Annotated in this window: 19 protein-coding genes, 3 tRNA genes and 3 rRNA genes; 17 read left to right on the plus strand and 8 right to left on the minus strand. The window is 55.6% G+C overall.

What is annotated here, in order from left to right; translation table 11 throughout:
• Positions 1–50: 50 nt before the first annotated feature.
• Entirely contained in the window at positions 51–377 is a 327-nt protein-coding gene (locus tag ACI514_RS02865) for an Arc family DNA-binding protein (protein ID WP_003178899.1), read from the minus strand.
• Positions 378–767: 390 nt separating this feature from the next.
• Here ACI514_RS02865 and phnN point away from each other — a divergent pair, with 390 nt between their 5' ends.
• Positions 768–1,337: a phosphonate metabolism protein/1,5-bisphosphokinase (PRPP-forming) PhnN gene (phnN, locus tag ACI514_RS02870; protein WP_160059086.1), complete on the plus strand. Its 570-nt coding sequence runs from the start codon at positions 768–770 to the stop codon at positions 1,335–1,337.
• On the opposite strand, the gene ACI514_RS02875 is transcribed toward phnN, so the two are convergent.
• The gene (locus tag ACI514_RS02875; RefSeq protein ID WP_160059085.1) at positions 1,312–1,491 is read right to left on the minus strand and encodes a PA3371 family protein; all 180 of its coding nucleotides are present in this window, start codon (positions 1,489–1,491) and stop codon (positions 1,312–1,314) included. The genes phnN and ACI514_RS02875 overlap by 26 nt on opposite strands.
• 20 nt (positions 1,492–1,511) lie before the next feature.
• Positions 1,512–1,748, minus strand: coding sequence for a hypothetical protein (locus ACI514_RS02880; RefSeq protein WP_160059084.1), 237 nt, complete (start codon positions 1,746–1,748; stop codon positions 1,512–1,514).
• A gap of 296 nt (positions 1,749–2,044) precedes the next feature.
• Here ACI514_RS02880 and ACI514_RS02885 point away from each other — a divergent pair.
• The 6 genes from ACI514_RS02885 (at position 2,045) to rrf (ending at position 8,019) form a co-directional block, all read left to right on the plus strand.
• A tRNA-Arg gene (locus ACI514_RS02885) sits at positions 2,045–2,121 on the plus strand.
• A gap of 675 nt (positions 2,122–2,796) precedes the next feature.
• Positions 2,797–4,333, plus strand: a 16S ribosomal RNA gene (locus ACI514_RS02890).
• 123 nt (positions 4,334–4,456) lie between these two features.
• Positions 4,457–4,533: transfer RNA gene (locus tag ACI514_RS02895), tRNA-Ile, on the plus strand.
• 10 nt (positions 4,534–4,543) lie between these two features.
• Positions 4,544–4,619 (plus strand) — tRNA-Ala (locus ACI514_RS02900).
• 234 nt (positions 4,620–4,853) lie between these two features.
• Positions 4,854–7,747, plus strand: a 23S ribosomal RNA gene (locus ACI514_RS02905).
• Between the two features lie 156 nt (positions 7,748–7,903).
• Positions 7,904–8,019 (plus strand): 5S ribosomal RNA (gene rrf, locus ACI514_RS02910).
• The 16S, 23S and 5S rRNA genes sit together here with 2 tRNA genes alongside, the layout of an rRNA operon.
• Before the next feature lie 218 nt (positions 8,020–8,237).
• On the opposite strand, the gene ACI514_RS02915 is transcribed toward rrf, so the two are convergent.
• On the minus strand, positions 8,238–8,801 hold the full coding sequence (locus tag ACI514_RS02915; RefSeq protein ID WP_405123057.1) for a hypothetical protein: 564 nt from the start codon (positions 8,799–8,801) through the stop codon (positions 8,238–8,240).
• 150 nt (positions 8,802–8,951) lie between these two features.
• Between ACI514_RS02915 and ACI514_RS02920 the strand changes: the two genes are divergently transcribed.
• The 5 genes from ACI514_RS02920 to ACI514_RS02940 all read left to right on the plus strand — a co-directional run bounded on the left by ACI514_RS02920 (position 8,952) and on the right by ACI514_RS02940 (position 15,010).
• Positions 8,952–9,416 (plus strand): hypothetical protein, encoded by a 465-nt coding sequence (locus ACI514_RS02920; RefSeq protein WP_405123058.1) that lies wholly within the window; start codon positions 8,952–8,954, stop codon positions 9,414–9,416.
• A 381-nt stretch (positions 9,417–9,797) separates the two neighbouring features.
• Positions 9,798–11,402: a tetratricopeptide repeat-containing response regulator gene (locus ACI514_RS02925; protein ID WP_077574157.1), complete on the plus strand. Its 1,605-nt coding sequence runs from the start codon at positions 9,798–9,800 to the stop codon at positions 11,400–11,402.
• Positions 11,399–12,091, plus strand: coding sequence for a sensor histidine kinase KdpD (locus ACI514_RS02930; protein WP_160059082.1), 693 nt, complete (start codon positions 11,399–11,401; stop codon positions 12,089–12,091). Before ACI514_RS02925 ends, ACI514_RS02930 begins: the two co-directional genes overlap by 4 nt.
• 216 nt (positions 12,092–12,307) lie before the next feature.
• Positions 12,308–13,549: a glutamine synthetase family protein gene (locus ACI514_RS02935; RefSeq protein ID WP_405124191.1), complete on the plus strand. Its 1,242-nt coding sequence runs from the start codon at positions 12,308–12,310 to the stop codon at positions 13,547–13,549.
• Between the two features lie 69 nt (positions 13,550–13,618).
• Positions 13,619–15,010, plus strand: a complete 1,392-nt coding sequence (locus tag ACI514_RS02940; RefSeq protein ID WP_405123059.1) for an MFS transporter — start codon at positions 13,619–13,621, stop codon at positions 15,008–15,010.
• Between the two features lie 72 nt (positions 15,011–15,082).
• Here ACI514_RS02940 and ACI514_RS02945 read toward each other — a convergent pair whose 3' ends face one another.
• From ACI514_RS02945 to flgA, 4 genes are all read right to left on the minus strand, one after another.
• On the minus strand, positions 15,083–15,829 hold the full coding sequence (locus ACI514_RS02945; protein WP_405123060.1) for a flagellar brake protein: 747 nt from the start codon (positions 15,827–15,829) through the stop codon (positions 15,083–15,085).
• Between the two features lie 88 nt (positions 15,830–15,917).
• Complete coding sequence (locus tag ACI514_RS02950; RefSeq protein WP_160059079.1) at positions 15,918–16,385, minus strand: flagella synthesis protein FlgN; 468 nt, start codon at positions 16,383–16,385, stop codon at positions 15,918–15,920.
• 48 nt (positions 16,386–16,433) lie between these two features.
• On the minus strand, positions 16,434–16,760 hold the full coding sequence (gene flgM, locus ACI514_RS02955) for a flagellar biosynthesis anti-sigma factor FlgM (protein ID WP_077574151.1): 327 nt from the start codon (positions 16,758–16,760) through the stop codon (positions 16,434–16,436).
• A 148-nt stretch (positions 16,761–16,908) separates the two neighbouring features.
• Positions 16,909–17,670 (minus strand): flagellar basal body P-ring formation chaperone FlgA, encoded by a 762-nt coding sequence (gene flgA / locus ACI514_RS02960; RefSeq protein WP_160060128.1) that lies wholly within the window; start codon positions 17,668–17,670, stop codon positions 16,909–16,911.
• An 82-nt stretch (positions 17,671–17,752) separates the two neighbouring features.
• Here flgA and ACI514_RS02965 point away from each other — a divergent pair, with 82 nt between their 5' ends.
• The 5 genes from ACI514_RS02965 (at position 17,753) to flgD (ending at position 21,526) form a co-directional block, all read left to right on the plus strand.
• The gene (locus ACI514_RS02965) at positions 17,753–18,685 is read left to right on the plus strand and encodes a chemotaxis protein CheV (protein WP_007917585.1); all 933 of its coding nucleotides are present in this window, start codon (positions 17,753–17,755) and stop codon (positions 18,683–18,685) included.
• Between the two features lie 46 nt (positions 18,686–18,731).
• On the plus strand, positions 18,732–19,559 hold the full coding sequence (gene cheR, locus ACI514_RS02970) for a protein-glutamate O-methyltransferase CheR (protein WP_160059078.1): 828 nt from the start codon (positions 18,732–18,734) through the stop codon (positions 19,557–19,559).
• 371 nt (positions 19,560–19,930) lie between these two features.
• Entirely contained in the window at positions 19,931–20,338 is a 408-nt protein-coding gene (flgB, locus tag ACI514_RS02975; RefSeq protein WP_007917581.1) for a flagellar basal body rod protein FlgB, read from the plus strand.
• 3 nt (positions 20,339–20,341) lie between these two features.
• Positions 20,342–20,785, plus strand: coding sequence for a flagellar basal body rod protein FlgC (gene flgC / locus ACI514_RS02980; RefSeq protein ID WP_003227217.1), 444 nt, complete (start codon positions 20,342–20,344; stop codon positions 20,783–20,785).
• Positions 20,786–20,800: 15 nt separating this feature from the next.
• Positions 20,801–21,526, plus strand: coding sequence for a flagellar hook assembly protein FlgD (gene flgD, locus ACI514_RS02985; protein WP_405123061.1), 726 nt, complete (start codon positions 20,801–20,803; stop codon positions 21,524–21,526).

Consider the following 21,526-nt stretch of genomic DNA (forward strand, 5'->3'; position numbering starts at 1 on the left):
CGCGCAAAAAAAAGCCAGCAATTAAGCTGGCTTGAGATGTTCGGTATGGCTCAGGACGCGTCTGCTGCCATTTCTGCGTCGTGGGCAATCAAGGACACCAAGGCATTCTGCTGACGGTGAGACAGCTGGCGGAAACGCTGCAACAGCTCACGCTCATGCAACGACAGCTCCGGGCTATCCAGGCGCATGCTCAGCTCTTCGCCCAGCGCACCTTCCTGAATAAGACTCTGCTCAAGGCGCGCAATGATTTCGGAGTTCATGCTGCGATGATGATTGCGAGCCACCTCGGCAATGCGTTCCCGCATTCCGTCTGGCAGACGTACGACGAACTTGTCAGCCGTACGGCTGGAATAAATTGCCTGTTTCAATGGGCGCATATATTTAACCGGTTAGTTCAGGGGAGCGGTTCTCGGGATTGGCCGCAGGATGTGTGGTAGGACAAGCATCCGCGCCAAATGGTTCAACCTGAATTGTTAAGAGGCCCGCATCATGCCTCAAAATTGCCAGATCATTGGCGTCAATTCTGTGACAAATATTGAGCTGGGTAAAGGCGTAATGCCAGCACCAATTATCAGAAATGCGGACTGGTTTGAAATCTTCACCTCTGTCCGCAACCTGGTCCGCCTCCTGATACACATCTATTGATGTCCGAAGCCATCAGAACGTGCATCCTATGCGGGTTCTAAATCCTGGTTCCTTACCTGTACAGGATAGTGGCAAATTGCCGATTTACTAGTGGCAGACACCTGCCGGAGGACGTTTTCAGGATGGGTGGCAAGCTAATTTATTTGATGGGGCCGTCCGGTTCGGGAAAGGACAGTTTGATTGAGGCTGCGCGGGTGCCATTACGTGCGTTGAACTGCGAGGTGATGCGCCGGGTGATAACGCGATCCGCTGAATCGGTAGGGGAGGACGCCATTGGAGTGACACCGGAGGAGTTCGAGCGACGCGAGCGCGCTGGTGACTTCTCGTTGGCTTGGCGTGCCAATGGCCTTGCCTACGGGATTCCAGTCGAAATGGATCAACGGCTCAGTGCTGGACAGCATGTGCTGGTCAATGGCTCTCGGGCCAATCTGCGTCAAGCAATGGAATGCTATCCAGCGCTGTTACCGGTGTTGCTGACGGTCAGGGATGAAGTGCTGCGAGAGCGTCTGCTCAAGCGTGGTAGGGAAATGCTTGAGCAAATTGACGCAAGACTGGCTCGCAATGCGTTGTTCAAGGATAGGAGGTCAAGTGATGGGCCTGTACATCTTATCGACAATTCCGGGGAGTTGGCGGACGCTGTCAATGATCTCTTGCGTCTGATCAAGCTCAACGTAAAACCGGATCAAATTTGATCTTTCGTCCTGCTGCCAGTGCCAGCACAAATAGCACGGCAAAAACGGCGCAGCCAATCAGGGGCAGGGTGATTTCAGCGCCCTCGAACAGCGATAAATGCACAGCGCCACTCAAAAGGGCGAGGATCAGAAACCCCGCAGCTGACTTGGACATGTTGTACTCCTGAAGATATTTCAAAAAACCAGATGTTCGGAGCTCAGTGCTGGTCGCACCTGCTCAGAGATACTGACGGCCTGAGGGGTGGAGGTGCCCTGATCGCTCAGTACCGCCAGTTGTGGGGCTCTTTGTACCTGCAAGTAATGCGGCATGCGCTGGGCTAATGGCTCCGGCGACTCGCTTGCGGGTATAAAGTGGAAGCTCGCCAAGACTGCCAGAGCAATTGCGTTTGCAAGCAAAAGAGTGCTGTTCATGGGCGTAGCTCCGAATGTTCTTCTATAAGAACAGACAAAGCAGACGTCGTGCCAACAGTCTAACCTCTGTTAAGTCCTTTAAAAACAATCATTTGAGCGGTTTTTTCGAATTGTGCAGGTTGCAATCTGCACTGATGGCTTTTTAGGCAGCGTGCAAAATGCACGGTAATTTTTCCCGCAACATTGCAGGTCGCCTGCCTACACTTAAAAAGCCCTACGGACGACATGACAAATCGAGGTTCGGTGGTTAACATGCACGCCGTCCGTCATGCAGCGTCTGCTGCGACAAAACGTGTGTCTCAGTAGCTCAATTGGATAGAGCATCCCCCTCCTAAGGGGAAGGTTGGCAGTTCGAACCTGCCCTGGGACACCATCTATTGTTGAACCTCCTCTCCCTTGCTGTTCGCTAATCCAATGCCCAATGCCCTGGCTTTGTTATATGCGCCAACGGTCCTTGCCTACGCTTGCTGGTAGAGGGGCTGTCTCCTTGATTTTGAATCAGGCATGCGTAAGCGCCTCTATATAGAAGGCTTTTTCAACGGATCGATAGAAAAGCGCAATTAACAGTTGACGGCAGATTTCAGATGTCTATAATTCGCCCCACTTCCGGCGCAGTCGAAACGGAAAACTCCTTGAGAATCAATGAGTTATGTAGGTTTCGGCGGCAGGTTGCTTCAGTTAATCGAAGTCAAAAGGAAGTTGAAAAAGAGGTGTTGACAGCAGCGTGTAACGCTGTAGAATTCGCCTCCCGCTGACGAGAGATCGGAGGCGCAAGTGGTTGAAGTTGTTGAAGAAATCTTCGAAAACTTCTGAAAATAATCACTTGACAGCAAATGAGGCTGCTGTAGAATGCGCGCCTCGGTTGAGACGAAAGATCTTAACCAACCGCTCTTTAACAACTGAATCAAGCAATTCGTGTGGGTGCTTGTGGAGTCAGACTGATAGTCAACAAGATTATCAGCATCACAAGTTACTCCGCGAGAAATCAAAGATGTAACCAACGATTGCTGAGCCAAGTTTAGGGTTTCTTAAAAACCCAAAGATGTTTGAACTGAAGAGTTTGATCATGGCTCAGATTGAACGCTGGCGGCAGGCCTAACACATGCAAGTCGAGCGGATGAGAGGAGCTTGCTCCTGGATTCAGCGGCGGACGGGTGAGTAATGCCTAGGAATCTGCCTGGTAGTGGGGGACAACGTTTCGAAAGGAACGCTAATACCGCATACGTCCTACGGGAGAAAGCAGGGGACCTTCGGGCCTTGCGCTATCAGATGAGCCTAGGTCGGATTAGCTAGTTGGTGAGGTAATGGCTCACCAAGGCGACGATCCGTAACTGGTCTGAGAGGATGATCAGTCACACTGGAACTGAGACACGGTCCAGACTCCTACGGGAGGCAGCAGTGGGGAATATTGGACAATGGGCGAAAGCCTGATCCAGCCATGCCGCGTGTGTGAAGAAGGTCTTCGGATTGTAAAGCACTTTAAGTTGGGAGGAAGGGTTGTAGATTAATACTCTGCAATTTTGACGTTACCGACAGAATAAGCACCGGCTAACTCTGTGCCAGCAGCCGCGGTAATACAGAGGGTGCAAGCGTTAATCGGAATTACTGGGCGTAAAGCGCGCGTAGGTGGTTCGTTAAGTTGGATGTGAAATCCCCGGGCTCAACCTGGGAACTGCATTCAAAACTGTCGAGCTAGAGTATGGTAGAGGGTGGTGGAATTTCCTGTGTAGCGGTGAAATGCGTAGATATAGGAAGGAACACCAGTGGCGAAGGCGACCACCTGGACTGATACTGACACTGAGGTGCGAAAGCGTGGGGAGCAAACAGGATTAGATACCCTGGTAGTCCACGCCGTAAACGATGTCAACTAGCCGTTGGGAGCCTTGAGGTCTTAGTGGCGCAGCTAACGCATTAAGTTGACCGCCTGGGGAGTACGGCCGCAAGGTTAAAACTCAAATGAATTGACGGGGGCCCGCACAAGCGGTGGAGCATGTGGTTTAATTCGAAGCAACGCGAAGAACCTTACCAGGCCTTGACATCCAATGAACTTTCCAGAGATGGATTGGTGCCTTCGGGAGCATTGAGACAGGTGCTGCATGGCTGTCGTCAGCTCGTGTCGTGAGATGTTGGGTTAAGTCCCGTAACGAGCGCAACCCTTGTCCTTAGTTACCAGCACGTTATGGTGGGCACTCTAAGGAGACTGCCGGTGACAAACCGGAGGAAGGTGGGGATGACGTCAAGTCATCATGGCCCTTACGGCCTGGGCTACACACGTGCTACAATGGTCGGTACAAAGGGTTGCCAAGCCGCGAGGTGGAGCTAATCCCATAAAACCGATCGTAGTCCGGATCGCAGTCTGCAACTCGACTGCGTGAAGTCGGAATCGCTAGTAATCGTGAATCAGAATGTCACGGTGAATACGTTCCCGGGCCTTGTACACACCGCCCGTCACACCATGGGAGTGGGTTGCACCAGAAGTAGCTAGTCTAACCTTCGGGAGGACGGTTACCACGGTGTGATTCATGACTGGGGTGAAGTCGTAACAAGGTAGCCGTAGGGGAACCTGCGGCTGGATCACCTCCTTAATCGACGACATCAGCTGCTCCATAAGTTCCCACACGAATTGCTTGATTCATTGAAGAAGACGATAGAAGCAGCTTTAAGCTCCAAGCTGATAGCTCCAAGCTAACAGTTGCGCGCTCGAAATTGGGTCTGTAGCTCAGTTGGTTAGAGCGCACCCCTGATAAGGGTGAGGTCGGCAGTTCGAATCTGCCCAGACCCACCAATTTTGTTATGGGGCCATAGCTCAGCTGGGAGAGCGCCTGCCTTGCACGCAGGAGGTCAGCGGTTCGATCCCGCTTGGCTCCACCATATAACTGCTTCTGAAAGCTTAGAAATGAGTATTCCATTGAGAATATTGATTTCTAGTCTTTTGATTAGATCGTTCTTTAAAAATTTGGGTATGTGATAGAAAGATAGACTGAACGTTACTTTCACTGGTAACGGATCAGGCTAAGGTAAAATTTGTGAGTTCTCTTAGTTGAGAAATTCGAATTTTCGGCGAATGTCGTCTTCACAGTATAACCAGATTGCTTGGGGTTATATGGTCAAGTGAAGAAGCGCATACGGTGGATGCCTTGGCAGTCAGAGGCGATGAAAGACGTGGTAGCCTGCGAAAAGCTTCGGGGAGTCGGCAAACAGACTTTGATCCGGAGATGTCTGAATGGGGGAACCCAGCCATCATAAGATGGTTATCTTGTACTGAATACATAGGTGCAAGAAGCGAACCAGGGGAACTGAAACATCTAAGTACCCTGAGGAAAAGAAATCAACCGAGATTCCCTTAGTAGTGGCGAGCGAACGGGGACTAGCCCTTAAGTGGCTTTGAGATTAGCGGAACGCTCTGGAAAGTGCGGCCATAGTGGGTGATAGCCCTGTACGCGAAAATCTCTTAGTCATGAAATCGAGTAGGACGGAGCACGAGAAACTTTGTCTGAATATGGGGGGACCATCCTCCAAGGCTAAATACTACTGACTGACCGATAGTGAACTAGTACCGTGAGGGAAAGGCGAAAAGAACCCCGGAGAGGGGAGTGAAATAGATCCTGAAACCGTATGCGTACAAGCAGTGGGAGCCCACTTTGTTGGGTGACTGCGTACCTTTTGTATAATGGGTCAGCGACTTATTTTCAGTGGCGAGCTTAACCGAATAGGGGAGGCGTAGCGAAAGCGAGTCTTAATAGGGCGTCTAGTCGCTGGGAATAGACCCGAAACCGGGCGATCTATCCATGGGCAGGTTGAAGGTTGGGTAACACTAACTGGAGGACCGAACCGACTACCGTTGAAAAGTTAGCGGATGACCTGTGGATCGGAGTGAAAGGCTAATCAAGCTCGGAGATAGCTGGTTCTCCTCGAAAGCTATTTAGGTAGCGCCTCATGTATCACTGTAGGGGGTAGAGCACTGTTTCGGCTAGGGGGTCATCCCGACTTACCAAACCGATGCAAACTCCGAATACCTACAAGTGCCGAGCATGGGAGACACACGGCGGGTGCTAACGTCCGTCGTGAAAAGGGAAACAACCCAGACCGTCAGCTAAGGTCCCAAAGTTATGGTTAAGTGGGAAACGATGTGGGAAGGCTTAGACAGCTAGGAGGTTGGCTTAGAAGCAGCCACCCTTTAAAGAAAGCGTAATAGCTCACTAGTCGAGTCGGCCTGCGCGGAAGATGTAACGGGGCTCAAACCATACACCGAAGCTACGGGTATCATCTTCGGATGATGCGGTAGAGGAGCGTTCTGTAAGCCTGTGAAGGTGAGTTGAGAAGCTTGCTGGAGGTATCAGAAGTGCGAATGCTGACATGAGTAACGACAATGGGTGTGAAAAACACCCACGCCGAAAGACCAAGGTTTCCTGCGCAACGTTAATCGACGCAGGGTTAGTCGGTCCCTAAGGCGAGGCTGAAAAGCGTAGTCGATGGAAAACAGGTTAATATTCCTGTACTTCTGGTTATTGCGATGGAGGGACGGAGAAGGCTAGGCCAGCTTGGCGTTGGTTGTCCAAGTTTAAGGTGGTAGGCTGAGATCTTAGGTAAATCCGGGATCTTAAGGCCGAGAGCTGATGACGAGTGTTCTTTTAGAACACGAAGTGGTTGATGCCATGCTTCCAAGAAAAGCTTCTAAGCTTCAGGTAACCAGGAACCGTACCCCAAACCGACACAGGTGGTTGGGTAGAGAATACCAAGGCGCTTGAGAGAACTCGGGTGAAGGAACTAGGCAAAATGGCACCGTAACTTCGGGAGAAGGTGCGCCGGTGAGGGTGAAGGACTTGCTCCGTAAGCTCATGCCGGTCGAAGATACCAGGCCGCTGCGACTGTTTATTAAAAACACAGCACTCTGCAAACACGAAAGTGGACGTATAGGGTGTGACGCCTGCCCGGTGCCGGAAGGTTAATTGATGGGGTTAGCTAACGCGAAGCTCTTGATCGAAGCCCCGGTAAACGGCGGCCGTAACTATAACGGTCCTAAGGTAGCGAAATTCCTTGTCGGGTAAGTTCCGACCTGCACGAATGGCGTAACGATGGCGGCGCTGTCTCCACCCGAGACTCAGTGAAATTGAAATCGCTGTGAAGATGCAGTGTATCCGCGGCTAGACGGAAAGACCCCGTGAACCTTTACTATAGCTTTGCACTGGACTTTGAATTTGCTTGTGTAGGATAGGTGGGAGGCTTTGAAGCGTGGACGCCAGTTCGCGTGGAGCCATCCTTGAAATACCACCCTGGCAACTTTGAGGTTCTAACTCAGGTCCGTTATCCGGATCGAGGACAGTGTATGGTGGGTAGTTTGACTGGGGCGGTCTCCTCCTAAAGAGTAACGGAGGAGTACGAAGGTGCGCTCAGACCGGTCGGAAATCGGTCGTAGAGTATAAAGGCAAAAGCGCGCTTGACTGCGAGACAGACACGTCGAGCAGGTACGAAAGTAGGTCTTAGTGATCCGGTGGTTCTGTATGGAAGGGCCATCGCTCAACGGATAAAAGGTACTCCGGGGATAACAGGCTGATACCGCCCAAGAGTTCATATCGACGGCGGTGTTTGGCACCTCGATGTCGGCTCATCACATCCTGGGGCTGAAGCCGGTCCCAAGGGTATGGCTGTTCGCCATTTAAAGTGGTACGCGAGCTGGGTTTAGAACGTCGTGAGACAGTTCGGTCCCTATCTGCCGTGGACGTTTGAGATTTGAGAGGGGCTGCTCCTAGTACGAGAGGACCGGAGTGGACGAACCTCTGGTGTTCCGGTTGTCACGCCAGTGGCATTGCCGGGTAGCTATGTTCGGGAAAGATAACCGCTGAAAGCATCTAAGCGGGAAACTTGCCTCAAGATGAGATCTCACTGGAACCTTGAGTTCCCTGAAGGGCCGTCGAAGACTACGACGTTGATAGGTTGGGTGTGTAAGCGCTGTGAGGCGTTGAGCTAACCAATACTAATTGCCCGTGAGGCTTGACCATATAACACCCAAGCAATTTGCGAACTCGAGAGAGACCAGATCGCGGTGTGTGAAGACGAAACGAACCGAAAGTTCGATGTTCACAAAACACCGAAAGCTGTCACATACCCAATTTGCTGAAGCGAGGCCCTCTGGTCACGACTCAGTACCCGAATTTCTTGACGACCATAGAGCGTTGGAACCACCTGATCCCATCCCGAACTCAGCAGTGAAACGATGCATCGCCGATGGTAGTGTGGGGTTTCCCCATGTGAGAGTAGGTCATCGTCAAGATTAAATTCCAAAACCCCAATTGCGAAAGCAGTTGGGGTTTTGTTTTGCCCGCAGAAAAGTAATTCCGGGATAAAGCATGGGAAGACTATCCAGTTCAAATTCAAAGCCCCGTCGCAATGGAAATTGCGACGGGGCTTTTTGCATTCACGTCAGCCGACGAATTGCCACGGCGAGCCGCGACTGCACCATTGATTTTCAACATCAGACAGGATGCGCGGCTAACCTTCGTTCAGCTCAACTTCACCCATTGAAGTGCTGACGTCGGTTATGTGTCGGCGACCGTAGACTTCGTATATACGGCTGCCGTCATCGCTGTCCGGTTTACGCAATGCCAGTTGCGCGAACAAACCATACTTTTCGCGGTAACTGCCGAACCAGTCGATCAAGGCGCCGATGTAACAATCATTGCCAATGAAGACCGGCAGGTCGGCGACTTTTTCAATGCTGTAATGCGCCGGACCAAAGCTGTAGTAATCGTTTTCCACGGCACCGGTAGCCGGAATAGGGCAGAGCGGTTCTTTTGAAGGGATAACGGCGGTTTCATTTACCTTCGCCACTGCCAGATTGAGCGCTCGGTGCAGATCGGGTTCGAGTTCAAACGTGCTGTTGCCGTCATCTTTGTGTTGAAGAATGGGCACGTCGAGGTCATAGCGATAACGGATCGTCACCGTAGGCACCTGAACGTTGATTTTCAGCGGGTTCAGCAAGTAGACACGATCAACGCCGTACTCGCTGTTTCGATAAGCCGCATAAGTTTTGCCATGCAGGTTTATCCAATCCACTGACTGATTGGCTCCGCGATCGTTGGTGTAGAACAGCGAACTTTCAGGCTCAACAGAACGTTTAACGAACCGTTCTCCGTCGCGACGCCAGGTTTCCACGTAGGTGAACAGGCCGGTACCCCCGGCGTAAGTATTTACAATCAGATCGCGTTGCCCGTCGCCATCCAGATCCCGCAAGGTGTAAGAACTCAGGCCGGTTTCGGCAGCGTCAGAGATCAGGGAAGCGGTGAGCGCTCGCCATTCATTGGCGCTAACGCCTTTGGGCTGCGCTGTCGGAAAGTGCGTTATCGACGAATCCTCTTCACTTGCTTCACCGTCAAAACCGCCGGCAGTTGTTTTGACGGCGAGCGCGGCGAGCGCTCGATCCAGCGCGAACTCTGGATCATCTTTACTGGCGGCTTGAATGCGCTTTTGCAGATCGTCCAGCGCCTGTTTATCGAGGTCATCCGGTTGATAGGCAACCGCCGCCTGCCACTGCGCGTGCAGCGCTTGCAGGCGCTCGCGATACTGCTGACTCAGGCACGAAATATCTTCGGCGCATTCATTGCGGGTTTACAGCCACAGCCGTTGAGTGCGCTTGAGTTCAGCTTGTGCGCAAGCAGAGGCTTTGAATAAATCCCGATAAACCACGCCCATCTGCGCATCCAGTTCATACAGCGACTTGTTCGCGCAAACAGTGTTTTCGACGGCATTCGCCGCTTTTGTACAATCCATTCCAGCCGCCGTTGCCTGCTGTATAAACAGCAACGCGCAGACAGACGTGATGCAGCGTCCTTTGATGTGCACGATGTAAACCTTGTAGTGGGAAGTTATGCCGGCGCGCAGGGTAATCGCTAGGCAAGGAATCTTGAAGCGCCGGCTTCAGGGAACAGCACTTCTGGCCGATAACCCATTCGGTGACTTAAAAGTCGCGCGAAATCGCTTGATGGCATTTGGCCGCCAGCTATCATTTGCGCGCCTGAAATTGCCCTCACTTCAATTGCCTGGAAGTCTTCGATGCTGTCGTATCACCAAAAGAGTTTTCTGATCGTCGATGATTTCTCGGATTTCCGCAGTTCCGTGCGTTCGATGCTGCGTGAGCTTGGGGTCAAGGATGTCGATACGGCCGACACCGGTGAGCAGGCGCTGAAGATGTGCGCACAGAAGTCCTACGATTTCATCCTGCAGGATTTTCACCTCGGTGACGGCAAGAAGAACGGCCAGCAGGTTCTCGAAGACCTGATGCTGGAAAAGCTCATCAGCCATGAAGCAGTGTTTGTCATGGTCACCGCCGAGACCAGTCAGGCGATGGTGCTCAGTGCCCTAGAGCATGAGCCGGATGCGTACCTGACCAAGCCGTTCAACCGTTCCGGTCTGGCCCAGCGCCTGGAACGTCTGGAGCAGCGCAAGACGTTGCTCAAACCGATTCTGCAGGCCCTCGACCGTGGCAAACCGGTCGAGGTGCTCAACGCTTGCATCGCCCTGTGCAAGCAGGACATTCGCTATTCGCCGCTGTGCCTGCGCTACCGCGCTGATGCGCTGCGCGACATGAATCAGAACGAAGCGCTGGAACGCCTCTACGACAGCATCATTGCCGACCGGCCGTTGCCATGGGCATTTGCCGGATTGGGCAAGTTGCTCTTCAAGCGTGGTCAGGTTGCACAGGCCAAAGGCGTCTATGAGAAAGCGCTGAAGGTGTTCCCGATGATGCCGTCGCTGTACGACGGTATGGCCGATGTGCTGGTATCGGAGGGCGATACCAAAGGCGCGCAACAGGTGCTCGAAGAGGCCATTCGTCTTTCGCCGCTGGCGGTGCGCCGACAGGCCTTGCTTGGCAAACTGGCGATGGCCAACGAAGATTTCGACACCGCCTCGCGTGCTTACCGCCAAGCGGTGTCGCAAGGTGCACAGTCGCGCTTCAAGGACCCGGAAAGCAACCTCGGGCTGGCCCACGCGCTGATCAGCAAGGGCAGCGAACGCGGTCTCGACACGCGCACGCGGCTGGAAATCAACACCACCCTCAGCGCGGTGGCCAAAGAAAACCCGACCGACCCCGGCCTGCAGATTCGTGCACGTCTGATGAAAGCCACCAGTCTTCTGCTCAATGATGCCGAAACTGCCGACAAGCTCACCGAACAAGCGCTGATGCGCCTCGACGGCATGGAACAGTTCATGAGTCCGGAAGCGGCGCTGTTGGTCGCCAAGCAGTTGCAGATGCTCGGGCAGGCCGAGGCGGGCACCTCGATGCTCAAGAGCTGCGCGGAAATCTACGGTGATGATCCGGCGGTGATGAAAGACATCGCCAAGCTCACCGACGACCCGACTATCCTCAGCTCCAGCAACGCCGCTGCCGATCTCAACCGTCAGGGCGTGCGCGTGTACAAGACCGGCAACCTGGTGGAGGCCCGCGAGGTCTTCCGCAAGGCGCTGAAGATGCAACCGAAGAACATCAGTATCGCGCTGAACATGGCCCAGTCGCTGCTCCACGGCACTGACACCAGTGTGCCGTCGGCGGAGCTGGAAGAATGTCGGGCCTGCCTGAAAATGGTTGGCCTGATGCCCGACACCGACGCGCGTCATGCGCGTTATCAGAAGCTGAAAAGCAAGGCGTTTGGCGAATGAGCAACGACAAGCAGGCGCTGGATTTTTCTACGGTGATCGCCTCCACCGTCCACGACATGAAGAACTCGCTGGCCATGCTCATGCAGGCCCATAGCCAATGGCTGGCGCGCTTGCCGCAAGCGCAGCGCGAAGGTTCGGAGCGGGGCGTCATCGACTTCGAGTTCGCCCACCTCAATGGCATGCTGGTGCAGTTGCTCGGGCTGTACAAGCTCGGCGTCAACCAGATGCCGCTGCAACCGGCGTATCACGAACTTGATGACTTTATCGAGGCGCAACTGGCGGCGCATCAAGAGGTGTTTGCCAGTCGCGGGATCATCGCCACCTACGAGGTCGATCCGCTGAGTCCGTTGGGTTTCTTCGACCGTGAATTGATTGCCTCAGTGCTCGGTAACTGCATCAACAATGCGATTCGTTATGCCCGCGAATCATTGCTGATCACCGTCAGTGACGAAGCCGGGCAATTGGTGCTGAGCATCAACGACGACGGCGACGGTTACCCGGCCGAGATGCTCGAGCGCCAGGCCGATTACGTGCAGGGCATCAACCACAGCAGTGGCAGCACCGGGCTCGGTTTGTATTTCGCCAATCGCATCGCGGCGCTGCATCAGCGTAACGGTGTTGAAGGTCGCACCGAAATCCGCAATGGCGGGCCATTGGGCGGCGGCGTCTTCAACCTCTACCTACCCTGAACGCACATCCCCGTTGTCTGGTTTTTTGTTTGACGCTGCTTGATATTCCGAACAGCCGAAGCCTATTTTGTACGGGTCGCCGTTCGCGGCTCGCACAATAACAAGGATTGCGTCATGACAACCGATGGCCAGCGTTCACTCGCGCAGCGATTGACGGGCATTGATGAGATTGAATGTGTCACGCCGGATTTGAACGGCGTACCGCGGGGCAAAGTGATGACGTCCGAGGGTTTCCTCGAAGGACGGCGTTTGCAGTTGGCGCGGGGTGTGCTGCTGCAATGCATCATGGGCGGTTACCCGGCCGCGCGGTTTTATGGCGGCGATGACGGAGACCTGGCGCTGGTCGCCGAACCGACCCAGATCCATCGCCTGCCGTGGAGCAACGACGCGCGTGCCCTGGCCATTTGCGACGCCGATGAACTGACCGGCGAAAGCTCCAATCTGTCGACCCGTGGCCAGTTGAAAAAAGTCATTGCCCGTTATGCCGCGCGCGGCTTGGCGCCGGTGGTGGCGACCGAACTGGAATTCTTTGTCTTCGCGCCGAACACCGATCCGACCCAACCGTTCCGACCTCCCGTCGGTCTCGACGGTCGTCGCGAAGATGGCCAGTCGGCGTTCAGCATCAGCTCCAATAACGGTCTGCGACCTTTCTTCAACGAAGTCTATAAATGCATGGCGGCCCTCGGTCTGCCGCGCGATACCTTCATGCACGAGATGGGTGTCAGCCAGTTCGAGATCAATCTGCTGCACGGCGATCCGCTGTTGCTCGCCGACCAGACGTTCCTGTTCAAACACCTGCTCAAGGAAGTCGCGCTCAAGCATGGCCTGACCGTGGTGTGCATGGCTAAACCGCTGGCACACACGCCGGGCAGTTCGATGCACATTCACCAGAGCATCGTCGACATCGGCAGTGGCAAGAATGTCTTCAGCGACGAAAGCGGTCAGCCGACGGCGATGTTCCGCCATTTCATCGGTGGTCAGCAGGCGGGCATGGCTGATTTCACCGCACTGTTTGCACCCAATGTGAATTCCTATCAGCGCCTGTGCCATCCCTATGCATCGCCGAACAATGCGTGCTGGTCCCACGACAACCGTGCCGCCGGGCTGCGAATTCCGGCCAGTTCGCCGGTGGCTCGTCGGGTGGAAAATCGTTTGCCGGGCGCCGATGCCAATCCGTATCTGGCGATCGCTGCCAGTCTGGCTGCCGGTTTGCATGGTATCGAGCATGAGCTGGAGCCGAGCGAGGCGATTCAGGGCGAGTTCGAGGTGCCGGACAACCTCTCGCTGCCGTGTACCTTGCACGCCGCGCTCGAACGTCTGAAGCGTAGCCAGTTGGCGAGGGAACTGTTCGGGCAGGAGTTCATCGAAGGCTACATCGCTTCGAAGACCATGGAGTTGACCAGCTTCTTTGATGAAATCACTCCCTGGGAACGGCGTGTTCTAGCAGCCCAGGCCTGACGAACTGTCGCCACCGGGCTATCGTTTTGGTAGCCCGATATTTACTGCAAGGAGCCGCTCGGAACGCCGATGCGCCAAATCTGGAAATCCTTTCGAGCGCTGTATTTCGCCTCGCTGATGATGTTGATCGGCTCGGGCCTTCTATCCACTTATCTGGCCTTGCGTCTGGCCGCTGACAACGTCGACGGCCTCTGGGTCGGTGCGCTGATGGCCGCCAACTATTTCGGCTTGGTGTTGGGCGGCAAGATCGGTCACCGACTGATTGCCCGGGTCGGGCATATTCGTGCTTATTCTGCCTGTGCCGGGATTGTCGGGGCGGCAGTGCTTGGCCATGGTCTGGTCGATTGGCTGCCGGCATGGCTGGTGCTGCGGACCATCGTCGGTCTGGGCATGATGTGCCAATACATGGTGATCGAGAGCTGGCTCAACGAACAGGCGGACGCCAATCAGCGAGGTCTGGTATTCAGCGGTTACATGATCGCGTCATACCTTGGCCTGGTGCTGGGTCAATTGATTCTGGTCATGCACCCCGGGCTGGGTCTGGAACTGCTGATGCTGGTTGCCCTGTGTTTTGCCCTGTGCCTGGTGCCCGTGACGTTGACCCGGCGCATTCACCCGGCGCCACTGCATCCGGCGCCGATGGAGCCGCGCTTCTTCATCAAACGGGTGCCGCAGTCGCTGAGTACGGTGCTCGGTGCCGGTCTGATCATCGGTTCGTTCTATGGTCTGGCGCCGTTGTATGCCTCGCAACAAGGGCTGTCGACCGAGCAGGTCGGTCTGTTCATGGGGAGCTGCATCTTCGCCGGTTTGCTGGTGCAGTGGCCGCTGGGCTGGTTGTCCGATCGTTACGACCGGGCGCTGCTGATTCGCTGTTTTGCCGGGTTCCTGGCGGTGGCGGCGTTACCATTGGCGGTGCTGCCGCAGGTTCCGCTGGAAGTGTTGTTCGGGGTTGGTTTCCTGTGTTCACTGGTGCAGTTCTGTCTGTACCCGCTGGCGGTGGCATTCTCCAATGACCATGTGGAAGGTGATCGCCGTGTGTCGCTGACCGCCATGCTGTTGGTGACTTACGGGGTCGGCGCGAGCATTGGGCCGCTGCTCGCGGGTGTGCTGATGAAGCTGTTTGGCAGTCAGAGTCTGTATGCGTTCTTCAGCTTCTTCGCGCTGGTGCTGGTGTGGCGGATCCGGCCGAAAGCCGTGACCAATCTACATCAGGTCGACGATGCGCCGCTGCATCACGTGGCCATGCCCGACAGCATGTCCAGCTCGCCGCTCGTGGCCGCCCTCGACCCTCGGGTAGACGAGCAGGTGGTCCAGGAGCAGATGGTCCAGGATCCTGGGCAGGCCCCGGCAAATCCCGAGCCTGAACCTGATAGTCAGCCAGCGCCTGCGGCAGCGGTCGAACCGGATACCGACACCGACACCGACAAGCCCGCGCCCGATCTCAGTGGCGGCAGACCCTGAACTGAACAAAAACCACCGCGCATAAAAAAGGGCAGTCCCCTCAAGGACTGCCCTTTTTATTAGCCGGACGAATCACATATCGTCTTTATCGAAACGGCGTGCTTCACGCTGCAACTGATACACGAAGCGCTCAACGTTGCGCGCTGCCTGACCACTGATGTTGTGGAAGCGCAGGCCGGCGAAGGTGATGTTGAGTTTTTCTTCGAAGTGCAGATAGCGCAGTTCGACGGAGATCGGCTGGTTGCCGAACAGCGGCGGGGCGATCAAGCGGTCATAAACCTGGCCCAATTGCAGACGATCAGTGATATCGCCTTCGAAGCGCAGCTTGCAACCGGTCGCGGAGATATCCAGCAGTTTGCCGTTGATCGGCGCCTTGAGTTTTTCGCCGCCCAGTTCAACGCTGACCAGATCAGTCAGTTTCAGCGCGGCGCGGAAGGCATTGCGGCGCTGGTGGTAAACCACTTCAGTCGGCAGTTCGCCGGTGTAGAAACGATCACCTTCGGATTCTTCGATGTTCAGCGTGCCGGTGCATTCCCAGGCAATGCGCACACCGTCATGAAAACCTTCGACCTTGAACGGCTCGCCGGCCAGCAGGAAGCGTTCGCCATCACGCGGGATCATCTCATCCAGCGCGATCGAGGCGCTGTCGCGGTCGACTTTGATCAGGTAGCTCTGGAAGCGCTGGCTGCGCTCGTGAAAAGTGATGATCAGCGGATCGTGGCTTTCTTGCAGCTGGCGCAGGTTGCTGGAGATTTCCAGTGGCGTGGTGAGCACCTTAGGGGGCTGCGGAGCATCATCCGCGCTGAGGGCGTTGGACACGGTTTATCAATCTCCAGACAAAATATGACGACTAGCCAGCATTTTGCCAGCATGTTCCGCGGGTTGATAGAGCTGGCGCATCAACGGCTCATGCCTGGCTGAGCGGACGCGGTACGGCGGGTTTGGCAAATGTACCGCTGGCGTTATAAAGCGCTGGCGCTTCACCACCGGTAAGGATCTTCAGTTGATTGGCCGTGGCGGCCTGCTGGATCTGGATCGACTGGCCGTTCTTGACGTTGGCGGCCTGGCATTGAGCGATCAGATCGGTCAATGCATCGCCTTGCGTCAACAACTGGTCGCCAATGCTCGACTTGCCAGCCAGCTGCTCCAGACCGCTGCGGTCTGTCGACAAGTTGAGGCTGGCGAGGATTTCGCTGCGTTTGCGGCCATGCTGTTCAAGCAAAATGATCAATGCCTGTTTATGCGCCAGAATTTCTTCCAGCAGGGGCATGTCGCGACCGTGCAACGCGAGAGATTCGGTTTGCAGCAACTCCAGCAATTGTTGAGCTGGAGCAAAGTCGTCGTTGATCAGTTGCAATAAATTAGTGTCGTGCATGGCTGGCCTTGGGTGTTAAGCGTCCAAAAGCCTCGCGCCGGCAAAGGCCTAGCGCTGGGCTTCGAAGTTGAGCAGTTTGCTGGCTACACGGTTGCTGTCGACTTTATAGCTGCCATCGGCAATCGCGGCTTTCAACTCGGCCACACGGGCTTTGTCGACAGCAGGCTGATCGCGCAGCTTGTCAGTGACCTTCTGCAACTGTTGAGCCTCATTGCTGAGGTGTACCGATTCCCCGCTTTTTGCGGTACTGGCCGGTTCGGCCTGGGTATTCAGCGGCGCGGAGGTGCCGGTTTCGGCGGTTTCCTTGGCGTTGCTGGTACGTGTACTGCCCGTAAGTGACGAGGAGCTGTTCAAACGGCTGAAATCGATGACCATGATAAAAACCTCTGGGAATTTGGACGCTTGCCATGTTTTCGGCCATCCCCTGGAAAACTTTAGGCACATTTACAATGAGCCTTGCATGCGCCGGCGCGTGTCCTGCTGCGGCACAGTTTAGGGAACAGCCGGGGGCAGCGCCAGTTTTCTACATCGCGACTTCCACTTGGCCGGGCGCGGTGACTTGCGCCTTGATGACCCGTTGCGAGTTGAGGTTTTTCACGCGTATCTGTTCTTTCAAACCGCCATTGGCCAGCGCTTCACCTGGCATGCGCACGGCGAGCGTGCCGCTGCGCGCAGTGATGACCACTTGATCGCCCTTGCGAATGACTTCGGCCTGTTCCAGATGAACCAGGGTAATGACCTGATCGGCTACCGTTGGTCGGGTTAATTTCTGCCCGATCGCTTCGTCTACCGAGGTCAGAAAGCCTTGGTTGATCGTACTCACGTCGCGCTCACGCAGGGTCACGTCCTGCGGTTCGATAATCCCTGCACGTTTCAGCGGTCGGGTGGTGGTCACAATCTCGCGAAACAGGCGGACTTGAGCGGGCACGAACACGGTCCAGGGCGAGGCGCCTTCACAGCGCACCTTCACGGTAACCCGGCCCAACGGACGTGCCGGGCTCTCCAAAGTCGCTGTCAATTCCTTGTCGCACATAGGCATGCGCATACGGGGGTCGAGCTGGTTAACTTCGATTTCGTAGCGGCCTTCCGTTTGACTGGTAGCCAGATAGTCTTCTACGGTGAACTCAAGAAAGCCCTGAGTGACGCCGATAAGCATGTCAGGCAAGGTAACCGCATCAGCAATGGCAGGGTTGCCAGCGAAAAAGCAGCAGACGGCTGACATCGCGCAAAGGCTTTTGCGAGCGCGGGAGGTCAGGTGTCGGAAAAATGTCGTTTGAGCGTTCATACGAGTTAAAAAGCAAGCGCCGTGCCGTTTAGCAATGAATGTGCGTCGCAACAACACTTGGCGTTGGTGTAGGAGTCTGGGCATGGCTGGTGTAATGGATTCGGTGAACCAGCGCACGCAACTGGTAGGGCAGAATCGCCTGGAGCTGTTGTTGTTCCGTCTTGACGGTCAGCAGCTTTATGGAATCAACGTGTTCAAGGTGCGGGAAGTGTTGCAGTGCCCGTCGCTGACGTTGATGCCCAAGTCCAGTCCTGTCGTGTGCGGGGTGGCAAATATCCGGGGGGCGACCATTCCGATCCTTGATCTGGCAATGGCCACCGGTTCCGGAGCGTTGAAAGACAAGAACAACCCGTTCGTGATCATCACGGAGTACAACACCAAGACCCAGGGTTTCCTGGTCCGCTCGGTGGAGCGCATCGTCAACATGAACTGGGAAGAGATTCATCCACCACCCAAGGGCACGGGCCGCGATCATTACCTGACCGCTGTGACTCGGGTGGACAATCAGTTAGTCGAAATCATCGACGTCGAGAAAGTGCTGGCGGAAGTTGCGCCGACACCGGAAGCGATTTCGGTGGGCGTGGTCGATGTCGAGACCCAGACCAAGGCACTGTCGTTGCGTGTCTTGACGGTCGATGACTCATCGGTGGCGCGCAAGCAGGTCACGCGTTGTCTGCAAACGATCGGTGTCGAAGTGGTGGCGCTGAACGACGGCAAGCAAGCACTGGATTACCTGCGCAAGCTGGTCGATGAGGGCAAGAAGCCGGAAGAAGAGTTCCTGATGATGATTTCCGACATCGAGATGCCGGAGATGGACGGGTACACCCTGACGGCGGAAATCCGCGGCGACGCACGCATGCAAAAGCTTCATATCATCCTGCATACTTCGTTGTCGGGGGTATTCAATCAGGCGATGGTCAAGAAAGTCGGTGCTGATGACTTCTTGGCCAAATTCCGTCCTGATGACCTGGCATCCCGGGTAGTCGACCGGATCAAAGCAGCAGATATCAGCTAGGAGCGCTTTGCTCCTGGCGGTCAACACGATTTAAGAGGCGGCATCATTGTCTACGGGTAATTTGGATTTCGAACAGTTCCGGGTCTTCCTGGAAAAAGCCTGTGGCATTTTGCTCGGTGAAAACAAGCAGTACCTGGTCTCGAGCCGTCTCAACAAACTGATGGAGCAGCAAGGCATCAAGTCCCTGGGTGAGCTGGTTCAGCGCATCCAGACCCAGCCGCGCAGCGGTTTGCGCGAGCAGGTGGTCGATGCCATGACGACCAACGAAACCCTGTGGTTTCGTGACACCTATCCGTTTGAAGTCTTGAAGAACAAGGTGCTGCCTGAAGCGATCAAGGCCAGCCCCAACCAGCGTCTACGGATCTGGTCGGCCGCCTGCTCGTCGGGCCAGGAGCCGTACTCGCTGTCGATGTCGATCGACGAGTTCGAGCGCAGCAACCTGGGCCAGTTGAAGATGGGTGTGCAGATCGTTGCCACTGATCTTTCCGGCCTTATGCTGAACAACTGCAAGACGGGCGAATACGACAGCTTGGCGATCGGTCGCGGTTTGTCGCCGGAGCGTCTGCAGCGTTACTTCGACCCGAAAGGGCCGGGGCGCTGGGTGATCAAGGCGCCGATCAAGAACCGCGTGGAGTTTCGCTCGTTCAACCTGCTCGACAGCTACGCCGCGCTGGGCAAGTTCGACATCGTGTTCTGCCGCAACGTGTTGATCTACTTCTCTGCCGAAGTGAAGAAGGACATCCTGTTGCGCATTCACAGCACGTTGAAGCCGGGCGGTTATCTGTTCCTTGGCGCTTCCGAAGCGCTGAACGGTTTGCCGGACCATTACCAGATGGTGCAGTGCAGCCCGGGGATCATTTACCAGGCGAAATGATTACATCGGCAACACAAAAAACGGCAGGACCGCAAAGGCCTGCCGTTTTTTTGTGCCTGCGGAATTTCTCCCTGACACCACAAAACCCCTGTAGGAGTGAGCCTGCTCGCGATAGCGGTAGCCCATTCAACATCATCGGTGCGTGACACACCGCTATCGCGAGCAGGCTCACTCCTACAGGGGGCCGTGGTGCGTATGAGATGGACGGCAAGCGGCAGAAAAGCGGCATCCGGCGGAAACCGGTTGCCGCTTTTCTGGCATTGCCGCGTTGCCGACTCCCCGCAAAGCCGCGGTTTATGGGGGTTTTATAGTTTGGCACGGCGCTTGCTAAAGCTCAGTTACGAAAAACCGGTCACCTGAAGGTTCCCGACATGAGCATCAGCTTCGATAAAGCGCTCGGCATTCACGAAAAGGCATTGGGCTTCCGCGCCCAGCGTGCCGAAGTGCTGGCCAACAACATCGCCAACGCCGATACCCCGAACTACAAGGCTCGGGATCTGGATTTCTCCAAAGTGCTTGAAGCACAGACCCAGAAAAACGCGAACGGCACCATCGCCCTGAACATGACCAACAGCCGTCACATCGAAGCTGAAGGTCTGGGCAACGGCGACGAATCGCTGATGTATCGCACGCCGATGCAACCTTCGATCGACCAGAACACCGTGGACGCCCAGCTGGAACAGTCGAACTACGCGGAAAACGCCGTCGGCTTCCAGGCCAGCTTCACCCTGCTCAACAGCAAATTCAAAGGGCTGGTGTCAGCCCTGCGCGGAGAGTAATTCATGTCCCTGTCCAGCGTTTTCAACATTGCCGGCAGCGGCATGAGCGCACAGACCACGCGTCTGAACACCGTGGCGTCGAACATCGCCAACGCCGAAACCGTCTCCTCGAGCATCGACCAGACCTATCGCGCCCGTCACCCGGTATTCGCCACCATGTTCCAGGGCGGCCAGAACAGCGGCAGCAATTCGCTGTTCCAGAGCCAGGACGCCGCCGGTCAAGGCGTGCAGGTGCTCGGCGTGGTCGAAGACCAGAGCAACCTCGAAGCGCGCTACGAGCCGAACCATCCGGCGGCCGATGCCAAAGGCTACGTCTACTACCCGAACGTCAACGTGGTGGAAGAAATGGCTGACATGATTTCCGCGAGCCGGTCCTTCCAGACCAACGCCGAAATGATGAACACCGCCAAAACCATGATGCAGAAGGTACTGACCCTCGGTCAGTAATAAGGGGCGACTGCCATGAGTGTTTCCGATACCACCAGCAGCTTGAGCATGAATGACATCCTGTCGAACTCGTCGAAAAAGACCAGTTCGACCGCCGGTGGCATTGCTTCGGCCACTAACAGCGCCACCGGCGGCCAGGCCCTGGGCAAGGACGCGTTCCTGCAATTGCTGGTCACCCAGCTGAAAAACCAGAACCCGCTCGATCCGCAGGACAACAGCGCATTCGTTGCCCAGTTGGCACAGTTCAGTAGCCTGGAAGGCATCACCACGCTGAACAGCACAGTCAGTTCGCTGGCCGGCAACTACAACTCCTCGCAAGCCTTGCAGGCGTCGTCGCTGGTGGGCCGCAATGTGATCGTGCAGACCAACTCGGTTCAGCTCGACGATCCAAGCAAAGGCATGACCGGTTCGGTCACCGTTCCGTCGTCGATTGCCGGCGGCACCGTGAGCATCACCGACAGCAGCGGCGCGGTGGTTCGCACCATCGATCTGGGCAGCCGCGCTGCAGGCAACGCAAGCTTTACTTGGGACGGCAAGGACAAGGACGGCAATCTGGTGGCTACTGGCACCTATACCGTCAAAGCCAACGCATCGATCAATGGCACCTCGACCGATATGGCGACCTACCTGCCGGCTACCGTCACCAGCGTGACGATCAGCCAGACCGGCGGCGAGCTGATGCTCAACCTGTCCGGCAAGGGCACCGTTGCCCTGTCCAAAGTACAAACCATTGGTATATAG

The organism is Pseudomonas sp. M20 (assembly GCF_045037865.1).
In the GTDB taxonomy this organism is placed as follows: domain Bacteria; phylum Pseudomonadota; class Gammaproteobacteria; order Pseudomonadales; family Pseudomonadaceae; genus Aquipseudomonas.